Below are 18,648 nucleotides of genomic sequence, written 5' to 3'. Positions count from 1 at the left end.
TTCGCGGGAATCAGGTGACGTGAACAATCACCAGCCTGCCATGACCGCCCCCTCTCAGCGAATTTGCAGAACTTTCAGCACACTACCGCTACCCTTCTAACTTGATCTCAAAATGCCTCAGCCACTCCTGCGCAACCGCCGAGTAAGGCTGTTCCGGTTTGGCAAGGTTCTTCATCTCATCCAAGATGCGCCCGGCGAGATGATTGAGCCCTTTGACAATTGGATCGCGGGCAGCCGCCCCCGGGTTCTGCTCTTCTAGAGTACCCGCATGGGTTTCGGCCAGATCCAGCATGTCGAGTACCAGTTCGGAGAGGAAATCGAGATGGCGCAGCACGCGCGTGCGCGCCTGCACCAACCCGAGGCGGTTCAAGCCATAGACTTGGATTGAAACAGCACCGCGCTCGCTCAGCTTGCGCGCTGTCCCATCCGTTGCCACCCCTGGCGCCACGCTCACCGCAGGCAATTGCTCGGCCGAGGCGGCAGCTGCAGTCTTGCCCACCGGCAACACGAGGCTGATCAGCGCGTCAGGGTCATTGTGGAAGACTAGGTGCTCTTCAGGCTTATCGAAGCAGGGGTTGAGGAGGAGAGGCCGTTCGCCGGCAAGAGACGGTGGCACGCCATTGGGCTTGGGTTGCTCCCAGAGCACTCTGGTGCCAGCAATGGGGAACGCGTCCTTTTTGCCGCTCAGCACTGGGCGCATTTTGGCCTCCCGCAGCTGGCGGTCGAACATACTCAAGAGGTCAGTTGTAGATGTGGGCGTGATCTGCTTGCGGCGTCGGTTACAATCGATGCAGCTAGGCAGGAGGTTGGTCCATTCCATCGCCAACCACCAGTAGCCGGGGCCCGTTTGACCCTCGATAGCGCCTTTGGGCCGGAAATGCTCGATGTCTACAGGTGCAGTGCTGGAGTAGTAGCTTTCGCAGTAAGCGCATTTTCCGTGAAACAGGGTCTCGAGCCGGCGGCTCACCTCCTCATCCTTGTAGGCTTTGAATTCAAATGCATCGGGTTTAGGCAGCGCAAAGTTCGCCAACGCCCTATCGAACTCGGTTTTCCCAATATCGTCGGTTTTGGATAGACCCTTTGGCGCGGGCTCATTGCCACGATCGACGGCGCGCATGGCTAAACAGTCCTCAGGGCAGCAAGAATCTTGGTTTTGGTTTCCTGGCGGAGGCTTTCAAGGCGCGCATACTTGGGTTTGGATTCCAGACGGCGCTTGTTCATATATTCAACGACGGCTTCCTGTACCAACCGATGTACATCGGTGGCGCCGATGGGCAGCGCTTGAGTGATATCCTTCAAGAACGCATCGACGATTTTCTGCTGCTCCGGTTCCAACGTTTTGCCAGTCTTAGCCAAAGCGAGCAGAGCAGAGACTTCTGCAAACTTGCGTTCCGTATCGGGACTATCAGTCGAGAACAGGCTGAAGAGGTCCGACGTCAGCAACTGCTCGATGGTCAGGTTGGAAACCGGCAACTCGACAAGTGATTCCACCATGACCGGCAGATCGTCGCCCTGGCGATCAGCCACCGGAACTCGCTGCAACACAAGCACTTCACCATCAGCCATGCCGCGCAGGCAAAGTGGATCGTGGGTAGTGGCGATGAAGGTAACGTTGGGAAGGGCTTTGCGCAGCGCCCGCATAATCTGCATCTTCCAACGTGGGTGAAGGTGAGCTTCAACCTCATCGATTAGTACAAGTGCACATGCGTCCTCAAACCTAACGAAACCGGGATTGAGCTTCTTGTCCATTAGGCCTCTGAGGATGTCACAAGCCATCGCAAGCACTGATCGGTACCCGGACGAGACCGTGTCGAGCGGTGCGCGCAGCGTTGCTGTGCCGGGCGTATCGGCAGATTGCACCATCATGCAGCGTTTGTTGGAAGGCTCCCGCTCGATCACCTCGAAGTCGCCTTCGATAGAGAGGATGACGCGCAAGGTTCGGACGACCATGTCGAAGTCCGATTGGGGCAAGCGGAGCAGCCACTTTTCAGGATTGCTCAACACCCAATTGGAATGAAAGAGTGTTTCGACCGAGCTTGGCGGACGAGCGGCCTCCAGGTAATGCCGATAGGCGCCATAGGCGAAGACCTGAGGCGTGTGCGGCATGCTCGTTAGTGAGAAGCCCTCCTTGGTGATATCGAGCGTCCGTCGGCCATCGGGCTGAAACGTGATGTCGATAATTGCCCTCGGACGGGGTGGAGCCTGTTGGTCGCCCATATAGGCCGGATCAAGCACATATTTGCGCGCAGGTTTCGGCTTCAAGGCTTGTCGAGTCCGCTCCTCAATCATGGCGAGGGCTAGCGCTTCGAGGATCGAACTCTTCCCAGCGGAATTTTCGCCAAGGATCAAGAGCGAGGGAACGGGACGGCTGGATTCGTTTGATGAGGTCTCCTGGATTGTGGGCTTTGGGATTTTGACTGTCAGGTCAGCGAGACCTTTGAAATCGCGTACCCGTACCGAGGCAAGAGATTTCGGACCGGATACGGCGGGGAGGGCGGCGGCATCACCTTCGAGGCTTTTAGGTTGCCTGGCTTTGCCCGCCACCCGACTCAATGCGTTGATCGACTCGGTAAGGCGTTTCCTGCCGTCTGCACGCTGCGCTAGCCAGCCAAAAAAAGCCGGTGTGCCAGCGCTAGGGCCTGGTTGCCGAACGCGCCGGGATATCCCTGCGCATAGGTCGTGCAGGAGTAAGTTCCAAGTGCCGCTATGTTCGCCGACATCGAAATCGAACGGATCTGTTTCGGGTGGCAACGTATCGAAACTCGTGCCTTCAACAATCTGGGCGAGGATAGCGAGCCGTGACGCAAAGGCGCGCGTCCGGCTTGCCACCAATGCTGGCCGGTCGAGGTGAAAGCCCGCGATCGTCGCCGTGCCGCGGCGACTCTTTGACTCGAAGGCGCCGTCAGGTCGAACCGTCAGATGGGGTGAGATGCTGTCGGCGCAGGGATCGAGCCAAAGCGGTTTTTCAATTTGCAGCGATCCATCATCAGCACCCCTACCTGTCGTCATTTTCAAGTCCGGAAACGGGGCACGGCGTCCCCATACTGGAAAGAATTGCCCTGGCTCTGGATGGCAGGACTCGCAGATTGGATAGAGGTTCGCCCATTCGTCGACGAGCCACACGTAGTATAGATGCGAGAGCTTGCCGTCCTTAGAGGGCGACGCGTCGGCCGGCGGCCGAAAGCGGTGCGCTTTGAGAGGTAATCGCGATTCGCAAAAGGCGCACTTGCCTTTGAATAGGCTCGTGAGGGTTTCGAGGATGGTGCTGCTCTCAATCGCACCGTTCAGGATTGGCGCACGCTCCTGAACTAGTCGCTCAGGGGATTGTGAGAGAAAGCTATGGAGGACGCCACGCGCCGATTGAGCGGTGTCTGATCTGAAATACGCCGGCACATCAACCGAATTGCGGTCCACGTAACGCATCTACCGAGGCTCCTTAGGCTTCAGGCACGATCTGCAACCTGGCTTTATGCTTTGGAATGGCGCCCTCCTCGTGTCGCAACGGAGGCTCAAAGTCGTGTCGCGTGCGGGTCATCAGCAGGTCCATGCGATCCCATACCTGCCGTCGCCACGCTTTCGTCGAGCCTTTGTACGAAGGCGGACCATCAATAAGTCCGCTGATCGCTGCGGCAAAACTTGTAGGATCGGCAGGGTCGCCCCAGCCTCCTCGTACCTCCTCAAGCAACAGTTCAATTTGATAGTATGCGATAAGGAACCGTCGCCAGCGATGGTCGTTGAAGTCAAACGCCGTCACGTCATTAGATCTCGGCTGCCCCACCATCAGAGCGCCTGCCCGATCGCCGAAATCAGCAAGCGCGGCAATCGTGGTCGGCTCCATCTTCAGGTTGAGCCCGCCTTCGGTTTCCTTGAGATAAATGTCCACGATCCGCTCGCGGTAGCCGGACAGGCCGGCAAGTCGCCGATCCTGCCAATCCTTGGCAGTGTTGAGGATAGACATGGCGAAGGCTGGCAGCGAACGGCAGCTTCCGATGGGAAACCAGTTTGTATCACTAACTTTCATAGGCAGGTGGACACGCCTTGCCTTGCGGGTTTCGTCATAGTCGCCGAGGGAAATGCCGAATGTGGGCCGGCTAGGCAGCAGCGCATCGAAGAACTGCATTGGGAAGTTACTGGAAATGCCACCATCGCTGAACAGAACGCGCTTCGGTTTCGCCTCCTCGCCTTCCGACAGGTCCTCGGTGAAATCGATTCTGTAGAGCGGCACCGCCGCAATCAGCACTGGAAAGCTGAGGCTCATTCGAACGCCGAGTACGACTGGTAGCAGATCGGGCGATGGAAATTTGCGTAGCCCCGAGCGCTGATCGGGGTCGCCACAAATGGACGCCATATAGTCCACGATCCAATCAGGCAACAGTCGCCGCATCTCGCCTTCTTTCCAGAAGTAGTTGCCGTCGCCCAGAGAGGGCAGCACGTGACCCAGCCCCAGGGACAGGTTAGTCGTCATCATGCGAAGGGTGATGGGAGGGGATGCCGCTGCGAGATCGCCGAAGGTCAGTGGGTTGTGTCCAGCCTGGAAAGGACCCTTGCGGCCAGCAGACTCTTCAACCACCATCGCGAGCCAGTCGGAGAAAGCATCGAAAGGTGCGCCTGGCTGGGTGCGACCGGGACAGAGCCCGAAGTCGTGCTCTGGGAACCCCTTCATGATGTCGCAGTAGATAGCATAGGCAAGCAGTGTAAGTGCGCCTAGTACCACCGCGATAAGGCCAATCGTCAGAGCGAACGCTAACGGCGCGCCGCCCCACGCTGCCATCAAGACGGCAAGTATTCCGATCGCCAAACCACCCACCGTCCATGGCCAGTAGCCAGAAACGACAGGCCAGATAGCTGCCTTCAGCCCACCTTCGGCGATAGCGACAAAGACTCGGTGTAGCGCGCGCAGTTTCGGCCATGGCTGAAACAGGTCGCCCAGGTGCTTTGCCATCTCATCCGGGATCATTGCGACCCGGTCAAAGCCGCCACTATCGCGTCCCAACTCAGCCGCGGCGGCGACAGCTGCGGCGATGGCACCCGCGGACGCACCGCCGATATTGCGGAAGCGGTACCGATCCTTCAATTGTAGCAGCGCCCTAGGATAGACCACGCCCGAGGTGATCCCGCCCTTCATGACCACGTCACATTCTTGCGATGGCGCGCTAGCTCCAGTGATCATGCTCGAACCTGTTTGGTTGCAGGGACTCCATTTTACGGAAAGCTAATGGAAGATCGGCAGTCAGGCTAGAGCAAAGGAAGAATTAGATGAGTATAAGTGCCGACCATTGCGCTGCCGACTGGTTGGCGCCCGAAGAAACTTAGCCAGTAATTCTTCGGCCTATCGCACGTTGGAGAGAACGGCCCTCCAGGATCCTAACGCACGCTACTGCGACAACAGAAATTTACCATTCAGTCAAATCTGATGTGAAGCGAACTCGGACAATGGTCTGAAAGGCGCTGCTTGTCGATGGGAACTGGCGAAGGCCACGAAAATTGTTCCTCAGAATTCGGCTTGATCGCCGCAGCTGCCTTTGTCCCATAAAGGAAGAATTCTATCGGCAGGATATTGTAGTCATCTGAGTTGGCAATCGTTGTGGGGTTCGGATTGCGAAACTCACGCCAGCACGAAGACATATTTTCATAAGGCTGTCGCAGCATCAAAATGTCAGGCCGCGCGTCCTTGTCGACGCCGCTTGCATTGGGCGCGTACCCGGTCAAAGCGGTCCAGATTTCGTCGGGTTTCGAGCCTGGTTGTGCATCCAACCTACGATTAAAGTCGCCAACCACCAGCCATGCCTCTCCCGAGGCTTCTCGGGCTTCGATCCATTTCCGCAATGGGTACATCTGCTGTCCTAGTGTATCGCACGCTCGATTGGCCGGCGTCCCCTTGGCCGGATCGTCCTGCCATGTCCTGTGGTCGACAAAATCGTCGAAACAACCACTCTTAAGATGAACGTCCAACACGCGAAGTCGACCGGCGCCATTGGTACCGAGAGTCCCATCCAATCCCCAGCGAATGTCGCGCAGAACTGTGCCGTCTAGAAATTTGACATCGAGAGCAGGGTAGTCCGCCGTCGCAATGATCTTGAGTGGGGATCCAGGGCGCAAGGCGACAGCGGTGTATTGTGTCCGAGTGGCTCCAGTCGGCCTTTGGGCGGTCATACCTTGCGCGGTGCAAATGGGGGATGCAGCCAAACCTTCGGCCGCCGCGAACTGCCCGCTTATGCAATGTCGCCAACCGCCCGCGACAGGAAACACCGCGTCATGCCGCAGGGCTCGTCACTTCTTGCAGGAACATTACGTCAGCGCTGACCATATCGCTCCAGCGCTTGAAGTCTGTGTAGTCATTGCCTTCGCGCCTGTAGTCGCCTGGAAAAACTGTTACGGTATCTCCCTGGTAGACAAGTGTCTGAATATTCCAATTGCCGATTTTTACGTCGGCCGCTTGCGCAGTGGATGCGGCGATGCCGAGCCAAATCGATACAACAATAATGCTTTCATCGCGCCGTACCCCTCAGTTGCATCACACTCTAAACGTCCGCGATCAGGCCCGCATCCACAAACCTCAGAGACCAATGAACTCAGTGCTCTTTCCCGATCTGCAAGCAGGATGTTCGCACCACTAGCCGTCTTTCGGCGTTAAGGTGAGGTAAGAGGAAATTCTGTCTTTGCGCATTCCTTCTCGTTCTTCAAATCTGTTTTTGATGGAGCGCATACCCAAACGGCAACGCTGGGCGTGAAGTGGTTCAATGCATGCATCATTTCTGACTTTTTCTCAGCACAGTTTCGCTGTGCGCAGTCCACGAGAACTAAGCCGGGCGTGCGTATTGCCGCAGCTGGTGCGGTTTTCTGAAATTCACTTGACTGCCTTAAGGCGCGCTCAAGTGCGCGGTCCCAAAAATAGACGGGTTCTATTGCGAGTAGGTGGTCTTGATCGACACAGTCTATTGGCTCACCTCCAAGAGTTATGCCCTTGACCATGTCGGGGCAATATTTTGCCCTCGACTCTATCCGACTATCGTCGGCACGCTCGAGCGACATAAGTGAGCTGAGGACGTCCCCGTCATCCACGACAAGCGTGTTGCTGCCATACTTGTCCGAGTAATCAATGTCACAGGTGTTTGGGCCGTTGGTTGCGCCGTACCCGTCCACCTGCGGCCCCATATCTCGCAGTGCCACATTGATGAAAGTTGATCCTCCCGCGTCGAGCTTTACGTCGTCAAGTATCCTTTTGTGTGTATTAATATCTATCAGATAGAAATGGCCAGTAGTTATCTCTGAATTTTCGCCAATTATTGAGCACGCAAAATCCTGACGCGCCGTTACTGAAGACAGCCCCTTGTTTGTGAGGGTGAACCTTAGGAATGGAATATGTTTGAATACCTCGTCGACTTGAGACGAAGCAGGCGTGTCGTCGAGTCCGATGTTTATAAAATCGGGTCTAAGAAATTCAAGCTTTAGGACTGCGCCGTCCTGACGTAGTAACTTGAGAATATTTCCTTGAATTGGCACAATTAACGCTGCAGCGGCTATGACTGCCGCAGGAAATCCTATCCAGTCCTTTACAAACTTCGCTGCGTTTATAAAGCGGTCGCGTGTTGTTTCCGCTTTTCGTCCTATATCAGAACGACAAATCGGGCAAACAACCGCCTTGTCCGGAATTGTACTTTGGCATTTGGGACAGTGCTTCTCTTGTGTGCTTTGATGGAGTTCGGGCATTGTCACTCCTCATCTCCGGGCAGCAAAGCCTGCTGTGTAAAAACCGCGCAAGGCCGGCGGGTCAAGCAGCCCAGACTGCCGACCCTATCACGGCTAGCGCGAAAGGTTGCGGACCGTTGGGTACGTTCGAAGCCACGACCCGGACGCGCCAGTCGCCAGCGGACGCCACTCCGATGTCGATGACCTCAACGTTATTGGCAGCGTCGAACTGGGTGGCTCCTGCGGCTGCATTGCCCAAGTGGTTGACACCGTCGGGTCCTGTCAGGATCACGTTGAGGTTGTTGACGAGGCGAGGTCCCGGGAAATCGGAATAGGCAAGAACCAGGCGAAGCGGACCGGAGGCTGGCCCCAGGGTCAGGATACGTTCCAATTGGTTGCCGGTCGTGAGGCCGGCTCCCTCGTAAAAAAGGTTTCTCAGCGGCGGGCGAGGCGTCAGCACTGCGTCGAGGTTCACCCGCCCGTGTCCCTCGTCGTTATTGGGGCGTTGAGTGCCGTTTAGGCTGACCGCACCCGCAATCAGGGTCGCTTTGAGGAGCGCGGCTGACGGGCTGGTGATGTTGGCTTTCTTGCGCAGGTATTCGCGGATGAGGCCCACTGCACCGGCCGTCAATGGCGTGGCCATGCTGGTGCCGCTGTCGAGCATGTAAAGGCTCGACGAACCGAAGCGACCGTAGCCCCACTGGTTGGAGGCCACCACACGCGAGCGTGTCGACAGAATGTAAGTGCCCGGCGCGACGACATCTGGTTTAATACGGTTGTCGGCTGTTGGCCCCCGACTCGAGAAAGCCGCCATCTCATTCGGATTGTCCGCAAGCGGGTCGTTGTGAAGTGGTGGGCTCGGATAGTCGGCAGGCCAATATTTTCCGTAAGTCCCCGGCGAACCGGGGCGGTTGTTCTCGCTCGCTCCGACAGTGATGCAGTTCTTGGCCGTACCCGGTGAGGTGACGCTTCCGGGATCGACAACGCCGTCGCCGTTTCGGTCGGAGCCGTCGTTACCGGCCGCGAACAGGATGCAGAAATCGGGATGATCCCAAACGAACTGATCGAGCTGCTGGCACTGATCATCATAAGCGCCGGGATCGCCGCCGCCCCAGGAGTTGGAGTGAACGCGTGCGCCCTGCTGATAGGCCCAGGCGAAGAGTGTTTTAAGGTCCGCAGGCAGACCGGACAGCAGGTAGCGGCCGGGCTTTTCATTGAAGCTGGGATCTTTCCACTTCATTTCCTGTTCGACAGCCTGGAAGACCAATTTGGCCTTATAGGAAAGCCCGCGGACCGGGCCGACCAAGCCGGGAAGGTTTGTGCTACCGGTGCCATCGCCAAGTACCGAGCCAGAGGTATGCGTACCGTGCCCGCTATTAAGGTCTGCTGGACCATCATCGCTGCCCGGATTCTTGACGTAGGGCGCGTAGTAAGCCCCCATGGGATAACTCTTGACGGCAACCACGCGGCCTTTGAAATCCGGGTGGATTGTCTTGGGGTCGCCGTTGTCGAGACCGGTGTCGCACACCGCGATGATCTCGCCCGCGCCCGCGAGACCAAGGCCACTGGCGTTTGCCGCGGCCAGACTGGCCGCCGACCCCATGATCACCGCAGCCTGGTCATTAGTCGTGCGTCGGACCGATTGCGGCGCGATGTTCCGCACGCCGTGGACCCGCGACAAGTCACGCAACCGCACCTCAAGGCGGTCATCCTTTCCCTTGCTAGAAGCCTTGGCGCGCACAATCATCACGGGAGATCTCGGTGGGAAATCGAGAATTTCGAAGCCGAGACGGCGAACCTTGGGTAGCGCCTTTTCAGCCAAGTCTCTGCGGAAGAACTGTATCACATAGGCACCCGGCAGATACTGCGAACGCGGGGTCAGCGGATCGGGTTTTCCCTCTTTGCGGCCGGTCGCCTGCGGCGACAGTCGCGCCGAGTAAGGCAGGTGGCCCATCCATCGCACGGAAGGCAGAGCGGCCACCTTGGACACAGACTTGAGGTCCAAGCGAACGACCATGGTGAAACCCGACCACGGCGCGACGATCTCACCCCCGGCGCCGCGAACAGCGGAAAGCCAGGCTTTTTTGATGGGACCGACGAACTGAACCAGATAGTGATGCGGCCCCGGCGGCAGCGTCGGCGCGCCGCGATATCGGGGATGGGCTTTGGCCTCACCCGTCGCTGCGATGCGCGGGATGTTCGTGTCGATAGCTCCATCGGCGCCATCGATGACGTATTGGTCGCTGATGTCTTCGGTCAGTCGCCCTTGGCGGACGGCGTCGACGGCCGTGTCATCGACCTGCGCCACGAGGAAAGCAGGGTACGTGGCGAGAATCCGTGCGCCAGGCCTCGCCTCGATCGTCTTGCGATCGACATCGTAGATCTTGAGTGTTTGTGTCATCCGCAGACTTCTCGAAAAGGATCATTGAAAGACGAAGTGGTCGTCGCGTTATCCCGCAGTATGCAAAGCAGGATCTTGAACAGGGTCGAGTTCGACCCTAATGCCAGCAAACACTATATTCACTTCTCGCCTCTCTGCAAGGTCAAGTTCGGTAGTGGGCAGGGCCGCCTAAGATCCTTTTTCTCCATAAGTATCTGCAACAAATTCGTTTGGCTTGTGGCTTCAAGTTCGTCGCTAGACCGCATTTGTAGATCTGATCGGCTCAGGGAGGGCAGAAAATCAATTTTACTTTCTTAAAAAAAGAGGATCAAATCATTCTCCCAGTAGGTCGCAGTAAATGGCTGGTTGGGGAGGCTGGGGAAAAATGGGCAAAGTTCGATGGGTTTGGCTGGCTATGCCTATGCTTGGTGGGTGTGCTGCCTATCCACTGCCCGACGATGTTACGGGCTACAGCAGCCGTGACATTGCGACCCAAGTCCGATGCGACGCGCGATATGCGGCTCAGGATCTCTGGCTCATAGAGCGCTTCAAGGCATACGGGAAGCGAGTGCGATATGAAGGCATGGACGGCTCTGAGACTGCGGCATGGCTGCTGAGTAATCGAGAAAACTTTTACGCGCTTAATCTCAATCAAATCGAACCCAAGCGGGAACGCAACGCCTTTAACTTCTATCGTAACGTTTTAATAAGCTATGATTTTTCGTTGGACGGTACTTTCCAGAACGATTCTGGATTGTCGGCTTCCGTTCTCGGCGAATTCACCAGCCGGACCAATACGATTGGCATCGATATAGGCAGCACGCGCACACGCCAAGGTAAACGGCAGTTCCGCGTCTTCGACACCTTTGAGTCGTTGGCGATCAAAACACCAGAAGGACTGTGCAAGAATTTCAACAGAGTGACGCCTACGTCGAAGTTGCCGGAAAAGAGTTATACCAGTGCAACCAACCACCTGTTTCCGAGCACTGGAGCGCTTCGGATGCACAATCTGATCGAAGACTTTCTCGTTCAAAATGAGACCGGGAATTTGGGCGGCGAAAAGGACGACTGGAAGACCGCGCATATGACTGACACGATAACGTTCACTACGAAGACCAAGGGCGATCTATCTCCATCGACCAGCATCAATGCGGAAGGCACGGGATGGAGGCTCGCAAGCTTAGGTCTGACCAGCAAGAACTATAGGCAGGACGTCCACACAATCATCATTGACTTGAGCCTTTCGAGCAAACCGTCGACCATTGTGACGGATGAATACGGACGTCTCGCCTTGCCCGGGGCTAAGCCATTGATCGAAACCGGAAATCGAAATCTCGATCGTGCCAAGGAAGATAATTTCAGAGATGACTTCCGTCGTCTCTCGACAATCGTGACGTACAATTAAGGTTTTCTACGCCAACCGGAGGGTCAGATGGCATCGTTCGACGCCGCGGAATTTATTGAGGCCATGACTCAGATGGCAGCAAACGAGAAATTCAAAAAGAGATTCATTGACCAGGTGTCGGCTTCGCGATTGGCTATCCGGGTCAGTTCAGAGTTAGAAAAGATCTACCAGAATGTCGCGGCAACAGCGAACCCTGACGGCGACGTCCTCCATCCCTTTCCAACCCCTAAGCCGAGTCCAAAGCCCAAGAAAGGGAAGTAGATTTATCGCGCACGTCCTTTGCCCATTCGATAGTACTACCCTTGAGGGCGGCTGAACTGTGCGAAAAGGTACGGTCAAACACTGTCGAGTTTCATCGTTATGAGCAGCTATTGCTGGTTTGAGCAGCGGGCTTGCCCTGGTCAGCTTAACTGGACGTCCGTTATCGGAAATCGGACCCCGGGAGCGGCCAGTCGGCTTGCGGCCCCAAGATCGTGTCCCGCGGCGTGGTGTAGCTGGCGGCATTTAGTCGCCGTGCTCTCAGGCATGGCCGGGCTGATCAGCGCGCCACGGCTGGCAGGCTGATCAGGGGATCATCGCTCATCTGGCTTATCGTTTCCAGAGTCATATATCTGGCCCGCTGCACTGCCCATTCATCGTTCTGTTCGAGCAGGATTGCGCCGACGAGGCGCACGATCGCATCGTCGTTCGGGAAGATTCCGACGACCTCGGTGCGCCGCTTGATCTCGCCGTTGAGACGTTCGATCGGATTCGTCGAGTGGAGCTTGGCGCGATGTTCCTTGGGGAAGGTCATGTAGGCCAGCACGTCGGGCTCGGCGTCGTCCATGATTGTCGCCAGCTTCGGCACCTTCGGCCGGATCTGGTCGGCGACGGCGCGCCATTGTACGGACGCGGCCTCGGGCGTTTCCTGGGCGAAAGCGGTGGCGATGAAGGCTGAGACGACCCTGCGGCCGCTCTTGCCGGCATGGGCCAGCACGTTCCTCATGAAATGGACGCGGCACCTCTGCCATGTCGCGCACAGCACCTTGGTGACGGCCGCCTTGAGGCCTTCGTGAGCATCGGAGACGACGAGCTTGACGCCGCGCAGGCCGCGACGTGTCAGCTTGCGCAGGAACTCTGTCCAGATCGGCTCGGCCTCCGAGGTGCCAATCTCCATGCCCAGTACCTCGCGCCGGCCGTCCGCGTTGACGCCGACGGCGATAATAACGGCGACCGAGACGATCCGCCCACCGCGGCGGACCTTCAGGTAAGTGGCGTCGATCCACAGGTATGGCCAATCACCCTCGATCGGCCGATCGAGGTTAGCGCCTTCTCGGCCATGCGGCGCGGTTCGAGGAAACCTGGGAAGTAGCTTCCCTTCCTGAGCTTCGGGATGCGCAGCTCGACCGTGCCGGCCCGCGTCTCCCAGTCCCGGTCGCGGTAGCTATTGCGTTGGGCGAGCCGCAGCGGGTTCTCTCGCCATAGCTGGCGCCGGTGGCCGCGCCCACCTCCATTTCCATCAGTCGCTCGGCGGCAAAGCCGATCATCTCCCGCAGCAGATCGGCATCCGGGGTCTTCTCCACGAGCGTGCGCAGGTTCATCATGTCGTCGGTCATCGGTGGTCCTTCCGAAATGGGTTGGCGTCAACAACCAAACCCTACCGGAAAGCGCCGATGACCACCCACACCCCGCTCGCTCGCTACAGCGCTACTAACGGCGCGCTCGTGAGCGGCTTCGCTACCGCCGAGCTACACCACCTGATGGGACACGACCGGCCCCCGGCCCCAAACCAACCGTCATCATCCGCTAACCTTAATAGTGTCCTGGAAAGAAAGTTGACCCCTCCGGGCCTACGACTTGGCGACGACTTTCGGCGTCTTTCGACGGTCAGTATGATTTCCGGCGGTTGGAGATTTGTATCGGCGTTTGATGAACGGCCGCTGTTGGGTTCAAAGTGGATGGTCGCGTTATTGTATGGACAGCAGGTTTGCGGCGTCCCTCGGTTGAGTTCGCCCACGGGTTTTTGCTCTTGAGTTCATCCAGATAATCGGCCCACCACTGCATCATGTTGATGCGCTCCTCCCAGTGCTCTGCCCTGGCATAGGCGCGCCGAACGTCGTTGTTCTCAATGTGGGCCAGCTGCCGCTCTATGGCGTCCGGATGCCACTTGCCGCATTCGTTCAGCAGAGTTGATGCCGTTGCTCGAAAGCCGTGCGCGGTAGCTTCTTCCTTGCCGTAACCCATACGACGCAGTGCGGCGTTTAGCGTATTGTCGGAAATCGGACGTGAAGCCGATCGAACACTAGGAAACAGCAGCGATCCACCACCAGAAATTTCCCTGAGTGAAGTCAGGACGCTGATCGCCTGCTTTGATAGGGGTATGCGGTGCGGCCGTCGCATTTTCATGCGTGCTTCCGGGATGGTCCACACCGAGCTTTCAAAATCGAACTCTTCCCATTCAGCGACGCGAAGCTCCCCGGGGCGGGGAAACAGCAGCGCTATCAGCATCAGACCGGCCCGGGTTGTAGGCTGTCCGTCAAATGCATCGATCGCCCTCAGCAAACCGCCCAACGCCTTCGGGTCGGTAATCGCGGCGCGAGACGTTACGGTCGGACTGATGAGTGCGCCTCTGAGGGCGAAGGTCGGATCTGTCTCGGCGCGTGCGGTCGCGATTGCGTATCGAAACACGCTGCCGATCGTGGAGCGCAGTCGCCTGGCCGACTCGTATCGACCGCGAACCTCCACGCGGCGGAGGGCGGTAAGGATGGTGGCCGGGTCGATCTCCCGAATGCACTTGTCGCCAATTATCGGATAGGCAAAGTCGAGCAGCCATTTGACCTTGCTGATCGTCCGGTCCGCACGTCCCTCCTTCTTTAGTTTGTCAACATATTCGTCCGCGATTGAGCGAAAGGAGTCCTTTGCCGAATCGGCCTTCCGCAAGCTGCGTTCCTTTCCAGGGTCGACGCCAGCTAGCAGGAGCCTTTTAGCGTCATCGCGCGCCTCCCGTGCCTCGGCGAGAGAGATAAGGGGATAGCTGCCCAGCGCGAGCAGTTTCTGCTTGCCGTCAAAGCGGTAGGCGAGCCGCCAGAGGCGAGAGCCCGTGGGCTGTACCCATAGCTGCAGCCCGCCCCCATCAGATAATTTCACGAGCTTGGAAGCAGGGCGGGCATTTCGACATTTCACGTCAGAGAGGGGCATTCGTCAGGTCTCCCTTGGCTGTTTCGATACCATCAGGATGTCGAATACCAACGGAAATACCATCCCCCCGCCTCGTTGGACCAAATGCTCCTGAAGCGCTCCCTGTCCCGCTCAACTGCGCAATGCGACTGCAAAAGATCAACAATTCCAAGCGCTTGCAGAAGCTGCAGCGTAGAAGGTTCGGTGAAAGGGAGTGTCGGGAGAAGGGGGGATGGTGCCCAGAGGCGGATTCGAACCACCGACACGCGGATTTTCAGTCCGCTGCTCTACCAACTGAGCTATCTGGGCCTCGCCGGGAAACGAGACATCGCCTGACCGGATTTCAGGAAAGCGCCGTGGGGCACCCCTTGAAAGCGCGTGGGTTATAGCACGGGAATCCGGCCTGTCCAGCGCCTAAGCGCTGATTTTCCGGGGCAATTGTCGCAGACAATACCGACGCCGGCAAAGCAGCAATTGCGTAAGGTCGGCGAAGTGGAATTGCGCGGCCGGCACCGCCCAAACCCTACTTCGGCTCGTCGCTCTCGTCCTCGTCATCCCGCGCGGTGATGACATAGGCGCCCTTCAGCCAGCGGTTGAGGTCGATGTCCTTGCAGCGCTTCGAACAGAACGGATAGGTCTCGCGCGCCGACGGCTTGCCGCATTCGGGGCAGGGGCGCTTCGGGCGCAGTGGTGTGACCTTATCGTCCAGGCTCATGGCCGCGCGGTATGCCAGCTGGTGTGGACCTTGAAGCCTTCGCCCGAAAGCAGCGCCACTGTCTCGTAGAGCGGCAGGCCGACGATGTTGGTGTAGGAGCCGACCAGCTTGACGACGAACGACCCGGCGAGACCCTGGACGGCATAGCCGCCGGCCTTGCCGCGCCATTCGCCGGAGGCTACATAGGCGTCGATCTCCTCGCGCGGCAGCCGCTTGAAGCGAACCCTGGATTCAACCAGCCTTTGGCGCAGCTTGCCGCCCGGCGTAATCAGGCAGATGCCGGAATAGACCCGGTGCGAACGGCCCGAAAGCAGTCCAAGGCAATTGGCGGCGTCGTCCAGCGTCTCGGCCTTGGGCAGGATACGGCGTCCGACCGCGACCACCGTATCGGCGGCCAGCACGAAGCCCGGCGCATAGTCTTCCTCGCTTTTCAGCGAGGCCAGAGCCTTCTCGGCCTTTTCCTTCGACAGCCGCTTGGCCAGCGAGCGCGGATGTTCGGCGCGCAGCGGCGTTTCGTCGACATCGGCCGGCAGCACGCGGTCCGGCTCGATGCCGGCCTGTTGCAACAGTTCGATCCGGCGCGGCGAACCAGAGGCAAGCACGAGCTTCTGCAGGATGCTCATCGCGGTTCGCGCCGGACTGTTACTTGAAACGGTAGGTGATGCGGCCCTTGGTCAGGTCATAGGGCGTCATCTCGACCAGGACCTTGTCGCCGGTCAGCACACGGATGCGGTTCTTGCGCATGCGGCCGGCCGTATGGGCGATGATCTCGTGTTCGTTTTCGAGCTTCACCCGGAACATCGCGTTGGGCAACAATTCCGTCACGACACCCGGAAACTCGAGGACTTCTTCCTTCGGCATTCGATACCTTTGCTTGGATTGCAGTTCCGGCGCCCTGGAGCGCCCAGGCCGGAATTTCGGCGGAACCTATATGATAATCGTGCGCTTGTGAACACGCTTAGATCGCGTCATAAGCGACGCGCTCCAAGCTTTCGTTTTATGCATGTCGTTGTCTCAAAACCGGGACCGCTTTTGAGCGACATGCATCAATCCGCCGCGTTTTTTACCTCCGGAAGCAGAAAACGTCGGCTGATGCGCGCTTTCAGCCGTTCTCTCACGTCGCGATAGCTGGCCATGATCTGCTCGCGCCTGCCGCCGACATCGGTCGGATCCGGCATCGGCCAGTATTCGACGTCGACGGCAAGCGAGCGGGTGAGCTCGAGCGCGGCGTGGTGGGCTTCCGGCGCCAGGGTGACGATCAGGTCGAAATAATCGTCCTCGAGATCGTCCATCGAGCGCGGCTGGCGCTCGCCCAGCGTCAGGCCCTCTTCGGCCAGCACCGCGTCGACGAACGGATCGCGCTCGCCCCTGTGCACGCCGGCAGAGGCGACGAAAGTGGCCGGCGGCAGCATGCGCCGCGCCAGCTGCTCGGCCATCGGCGAGCGCACGGCGTTCATGCCGCACAAAAACAGTATCGAGCGGGGCGCCCCAGTCAGGTCTAACCCCGCCAGTGCAGCACGCAGACCAGCGTGAACAGCCGCCGCGCCGTGTCGAAGTCGATGTCGATCTTGCCGGCCAGCCGGTCCATCAACGTCTGCGAGCCTTCATTGTGCAGGCCGCGCCGGCCCATGTCGATCGCCTCGATATGGCTCGGCGTCGAGGATCGGATGGCGTCGTAGTAGCTTTCGCAGATCAGGTAATAGTCCTTGACGATGCGCCTGAGCGGCGTCAGCGACAGGATATGGGTGACGACATCAGCACCATCCTCTCGGGCGACCGCAAACACCAGCCGGGATTCGGCCAGCGACAGCTTCAGCCGATAAGGCCCGGCGCCGTCATCATTGACCGGCTGAAAGCTGTTCTCCTCGATCAGGTCGAAGATCGCCACCGCGCGCTCATGTTCGACATCGGGCGTCGAACGGCCGATCGACTCGTCGAGCTCGACATCGATCAGCCTTGCGCGGGTTTGATCGCCGTCCGCCATCGCCGCCTACATGTTCAGCCGGATGGCGACGGAGCGGCCATGCGCGTCGAGGCCTTCCGCCTTGGCCAGCGCAATCGCCGCCGGCGCAAGTGCTCTCAGCTGCACCGGCCCGAGCTTCAGGATCGAGGTGCGCTTGACGAAATCGAGCACCGACAGGCCCGAAGAGAAGCGCGCCGAACGCGCCGTCGGCAGCACGTGGTTGGAGCCGCCGACATAGTCGCCGATGACTTCGGGCGTATGGCGTCCCAGAAACACAGCACCCGCATTGCGCATCCTGGCCAGGAAGCCCTCGGCATCGTCGATGGCGAGTTCCACATGTTCCGCGGCGATGCGGTCGACCAGCGGCAGCGCGGCCTCGATGGTCTCCACCAGGATCACCGCACCGAAATCGCGCCAGCTGGCAGCCGCCGTCTCGGCGCGCGACAGGCTCTGCAGCTGCCGCTCGACCGCCTGTTCGACGGCCTTGCCGAAGGCCGGATCGTCGGTGATGAGGATCGACTGCGCCGACACGTCATGCTCGGCCTGAGCGAGAAGATCAGCGGCAATCCAGTCGGGATCGTTGCTGCCGTCGGCCACGACCAGCACTTCAGACGGTCCGGCGATCATGTCGATGCCGACCGTGCCGAACACCTGGCGCTTGGCGGCGGCGACATAGGCATTGCCGGGCCCGACGATCTTGGCGACCGGCCGGATCGTTTCGGTGCCATAGGCAAGGGCGGCAATCGCCTGCGCGCCGCCGACGCGGTAAATCTCTGAAACGCCTGCTAGATCGGCGGCCACCAGCACCAGCGGATTGATGATGCCGCCCGGCGCCGGCACGACGATGACGATGCGCTCGACGCCCGCCACCCTGGCCGGCACGGCGTTCATCAGCACCGAGCTTGGATAGCTTGCCGTGCCGCCCGGCACATAGAGCCCGACCGCCTCGATCGCCGTCCAGCGCGAACCCAACTCGACCCCGGCGGCATCGGTATAGCGATCGTCCTTGGGCATTTGTCGCTCGTGATGGGATCGGATGCGGTCGCGCGCGAATTTGAGCGCATCGACCGTCTGCGGATCGGCGTCTTTGTAGGCCTGCGCGATGTCGTCCTTCGACACGGCGATGCCGAGGCTATTGAGGTCGGCCTTGTCGAATTTCAGCGTGTAGTCGACCAGGGCAGCGTCGCCCTCGGCACGAACCCGCGCAATGATGGCACGCACGGCAGTGTCGACGTCCTCCGATACTTCCCGCTTGGTGGTCAGGAAGGCGGCGAAACGCTGCGCGAAACCGGCATCGGATTGGATAAGCGTAATGGCCATCGGCTGCGTCTAGATCATGG

At 58.9% G+C, this 18,648-nt stretch carries 15 protein-coding genes, 1 tRNA gene and 1 pseudogene; 2 read left to right on the top strand and 15 right to left on the bottom strand.

Annotated features, from left to right (window positions below; translation table 11 throughout):
• Window positions 1-88 precede the first annotated feature (88 nt).
• The 6 genes from NKI61_RS10090 to NKI61_RS10065 all read right to left on the bottom strand — a co-directional run bounded on the left by NKI61_RS10090 (window position 89) and on the right by NKI61_RS10065 (window position 10,090).
• Window positions 89-1,117, bottom strand: coding sequence for an HNH endonuclease family protein (locus tag NKI61_RS10090; RefSeq protein WP_352839296.1), 1,029 nt, complete (start codon window positions 1,115-1,117; stop codon window positions 89-91).
• Window positions 1,118-1,119: 2 nt separating this feature from the next.
• The gene (locus NKI61_RS10085) at window positions 1,120-3,423 is read right to left on the bottom strand and encodes an AAA family ATPase (RefSeq protein ID WP_352839294.1); all 2,304 of its coding nucleotides are present in this window, start codon (window positions 3,421-3,423) and stop codon (window positions 1,120-1,122) included.
• Window positions 3,424-3,436: 13 nt separating this feature from the next.
• Window positions 3,437-5,125 carry a patatin-like phospholipase domain-containing protein gene (locus NKI61_RS10080; RefSeq protein WP_352839292.1) on the bottom strand — a complete coding sequence of 563 codons (1,689 nt, stop codon included), beginning with the start codon at window positions 5,123-5,125 and terminating at the stop codon, window positions 3,437-3,439.
• 275 nt (window positions 5,126-5,400) lie between these two features.
• On the bottom strand, window positions 5,401-6,249 hold the full coding sequence (locus NKI61_RS10075; protein ID WP_352839291.1) for a hypothetical protein: 849 nt from the start codon (window positions 6,247-6,249) through the stop codon (window positions 5,401-5,403).
• A gap of 381 nt (window positions 6,250-6,630) precedes the next feature.
• Window positions 6,631-7,710: a hypothetical protein gene (locus NKI61_RS10070; protein ID WP_352839289.1), complete on the bottom strand. Its 1,080-nt coding sequence runs from the start codon at window positions 7,708-7,710 to the stop codon at window positions 6,631-6,633.
• A 61-nt stretch (window positions 7,711-7,771) separates the two neighbouring features.
• Window positions 7,772-10,090 carry a S8 family serine peptidase gene (locus tag NKI61_RS10065; protein WP_352839288.1) on the bottom strand — a complete coding sequence of 773 codons (2,319 nt, stop codon included), beginning with the start codon at window positions 10,088-10,090 and terminating at the stop codon, window positions 7,772-7,774.
• A gap of 337 nt (window positions 10,091-10,427) precedes the next feature.
• Between NKI61_RS10065 and NKI61_RS10060 the strand changes: the two genes are divergently transcribed.
• Both NKI61_RS10060 and NKI61_RS10055 read left to right on the top strand, forming a co-directional pair.
• Window positions 10,428-11,474: a Y4kA family protein gene (locus tag NKI61_RS10060; RefSeq protein ID WP_352839287.1), complete on the top strand. Its 1,047-nt coding sequence runs from the start codon at window positions 10,428-10,430 to the stop codon at window positions 11,472-11,474.
• A 27-nt stretch (window positions 11,475-11,501) separates the two neighbouring features.
• Complete coding sequence (locus NKI61_RS10055) at window positions 11,502-11,735, top strand: hypothetical protein (protein ID WP_352839286.1); 234 nt, start codon at window positions 11,502-11,504, stop codon at window positions 11,733-11,735.
• Window positions 11,736-12,012: 277 nt separating this feature from the next.
• Here the strand turns inward: NKI61_RS10055 and NKI61_RS10050 are convergent.
• The 9 genes and pseudogenes from NKI61_RS10050 to hisD all read right to left on the bottom strand — a co-directional run bounded on the left by NKI61_RS10050 (window position 12,013) and on the right by hisD (window position 18,628).
• Window positions 12,013-13,069, bottom strand: a pseudogene (locus tag NKI61_RS10050) (IS256 family transposase).
• 271 nt (window positions 13,070-13,340) lie between these two features.
• The gene (locus NKI61_RS10045; protein ID WP_352839285.1) at window positions 13,341-14,651 is read right to left on the bottom strand and encodes a tyrosine-type recombinase/integrase; all 1,311 of its coding nucleotides are present in this window, start codon (window positions 14,649-14,651) and stop codon (window positions 13,341-13,343) included.
• A gap of 212 nt (window positions 14,652-14,863) precedes the next feature.
• Window positions 14,864-14,939, bottom strand: a tRNA-Phe gene (locus NKI61_RS10040).
• A 214-nt stretch (window positions 14,940-15,153) separates the two neighbouring features.
• Window positions 15,154-15,345: a DNA gyrase inhibitor YacG gene (gene yacG / locus NKI61_RS10035; RefSeq protein WP_023669280.1), complete on the bottom strand. Its 192-nt coding sequence runs from the start codon at window positions 15,343-15,345 to the stop codon at window positions 15,154-15,156.
• Window positions 15,342-15,968 carry a Maf-like protein gene (locus tag NKI61_RS10030; RefSeq protein WP_023747220.1) on the bottom strand — a complete coding sequence of 209 codons (627 nt, stop codon included), beginning with the start codon at window positions 15,966-15,968 and terminating at the stop codon, window positions 15,342-15,344. The genes yacG and NKI61_RS10030 overlap by 4 nt, the downstream gene beginning before the upstream one ends.
• Window positions 15,969-15,987: 19 nt before the next feature.
• On the bottom strand, window positions 15,988-16,206 hold the full coding sequence (gene infA / locus NKI61_RS10025; RefSeq protein WP_006200926.1) for a translation initiation factor IF-1: 219 nt from the start codon (window positions 16,204-16,206) through the stop codon (window positions 15,988-15,990).
• 185 nt (window positions 16,207-16,391) lie between these two features.
• On the bottom strand, window positions 16,392-16,856 hold the full coding sequence (locus tag NKI61_RS10020; protein ID WP_081725519.1) for an arsenate-mycothiol transferase ArsC: 465 nt from the start codon (window positions 16,854-16,856) through the stop codon (window positions 16,392-16,394).
• Window positions 16,844-17,329, bottom strand: a complete 486-nt coding sequence (locus NKI61_RS10015; RefSeq protein ID WP_023669283.1) for a UPF0262 family protein — start codon at window positions 17,327-17,329, stop codon at window positions 16,844-16,846. Before NKI61_RS10015 ends, NKI61_RS10020 begins: the two co-directional genes overlap by 13 nt.
• 6 nt (window positions 17,330-17,335) lie before the next feature.
• Window positions 17,336-18,628 (bottom strand): histidinol dehydrogenase, encoded by a 1,293-nt coding sequence (hisD, locus tag NKI61_RS10010; protein WP_352839284.1) that lies wholly within the window; start codon window positions 18,626-18,628, stop codon window positions 17,336-17,338.
• Window positions 18,629-18,648 lie beyond the last annotated feature (20 nt).

The organism is Mesorhizobium sp. M0514, assembly GCF_040321145.1.
Classification (GTDB): domain Bacteria; phylum Pseudomonadota; class Alphaproteobacteria; order Rhizobiales; family Rhizobiaceae; genus Mesorhizobium.
Note: the sequence above shows the minus strand (reverse complement) of the source record. Positions and strands in the feature narration are given on the sequence as shown.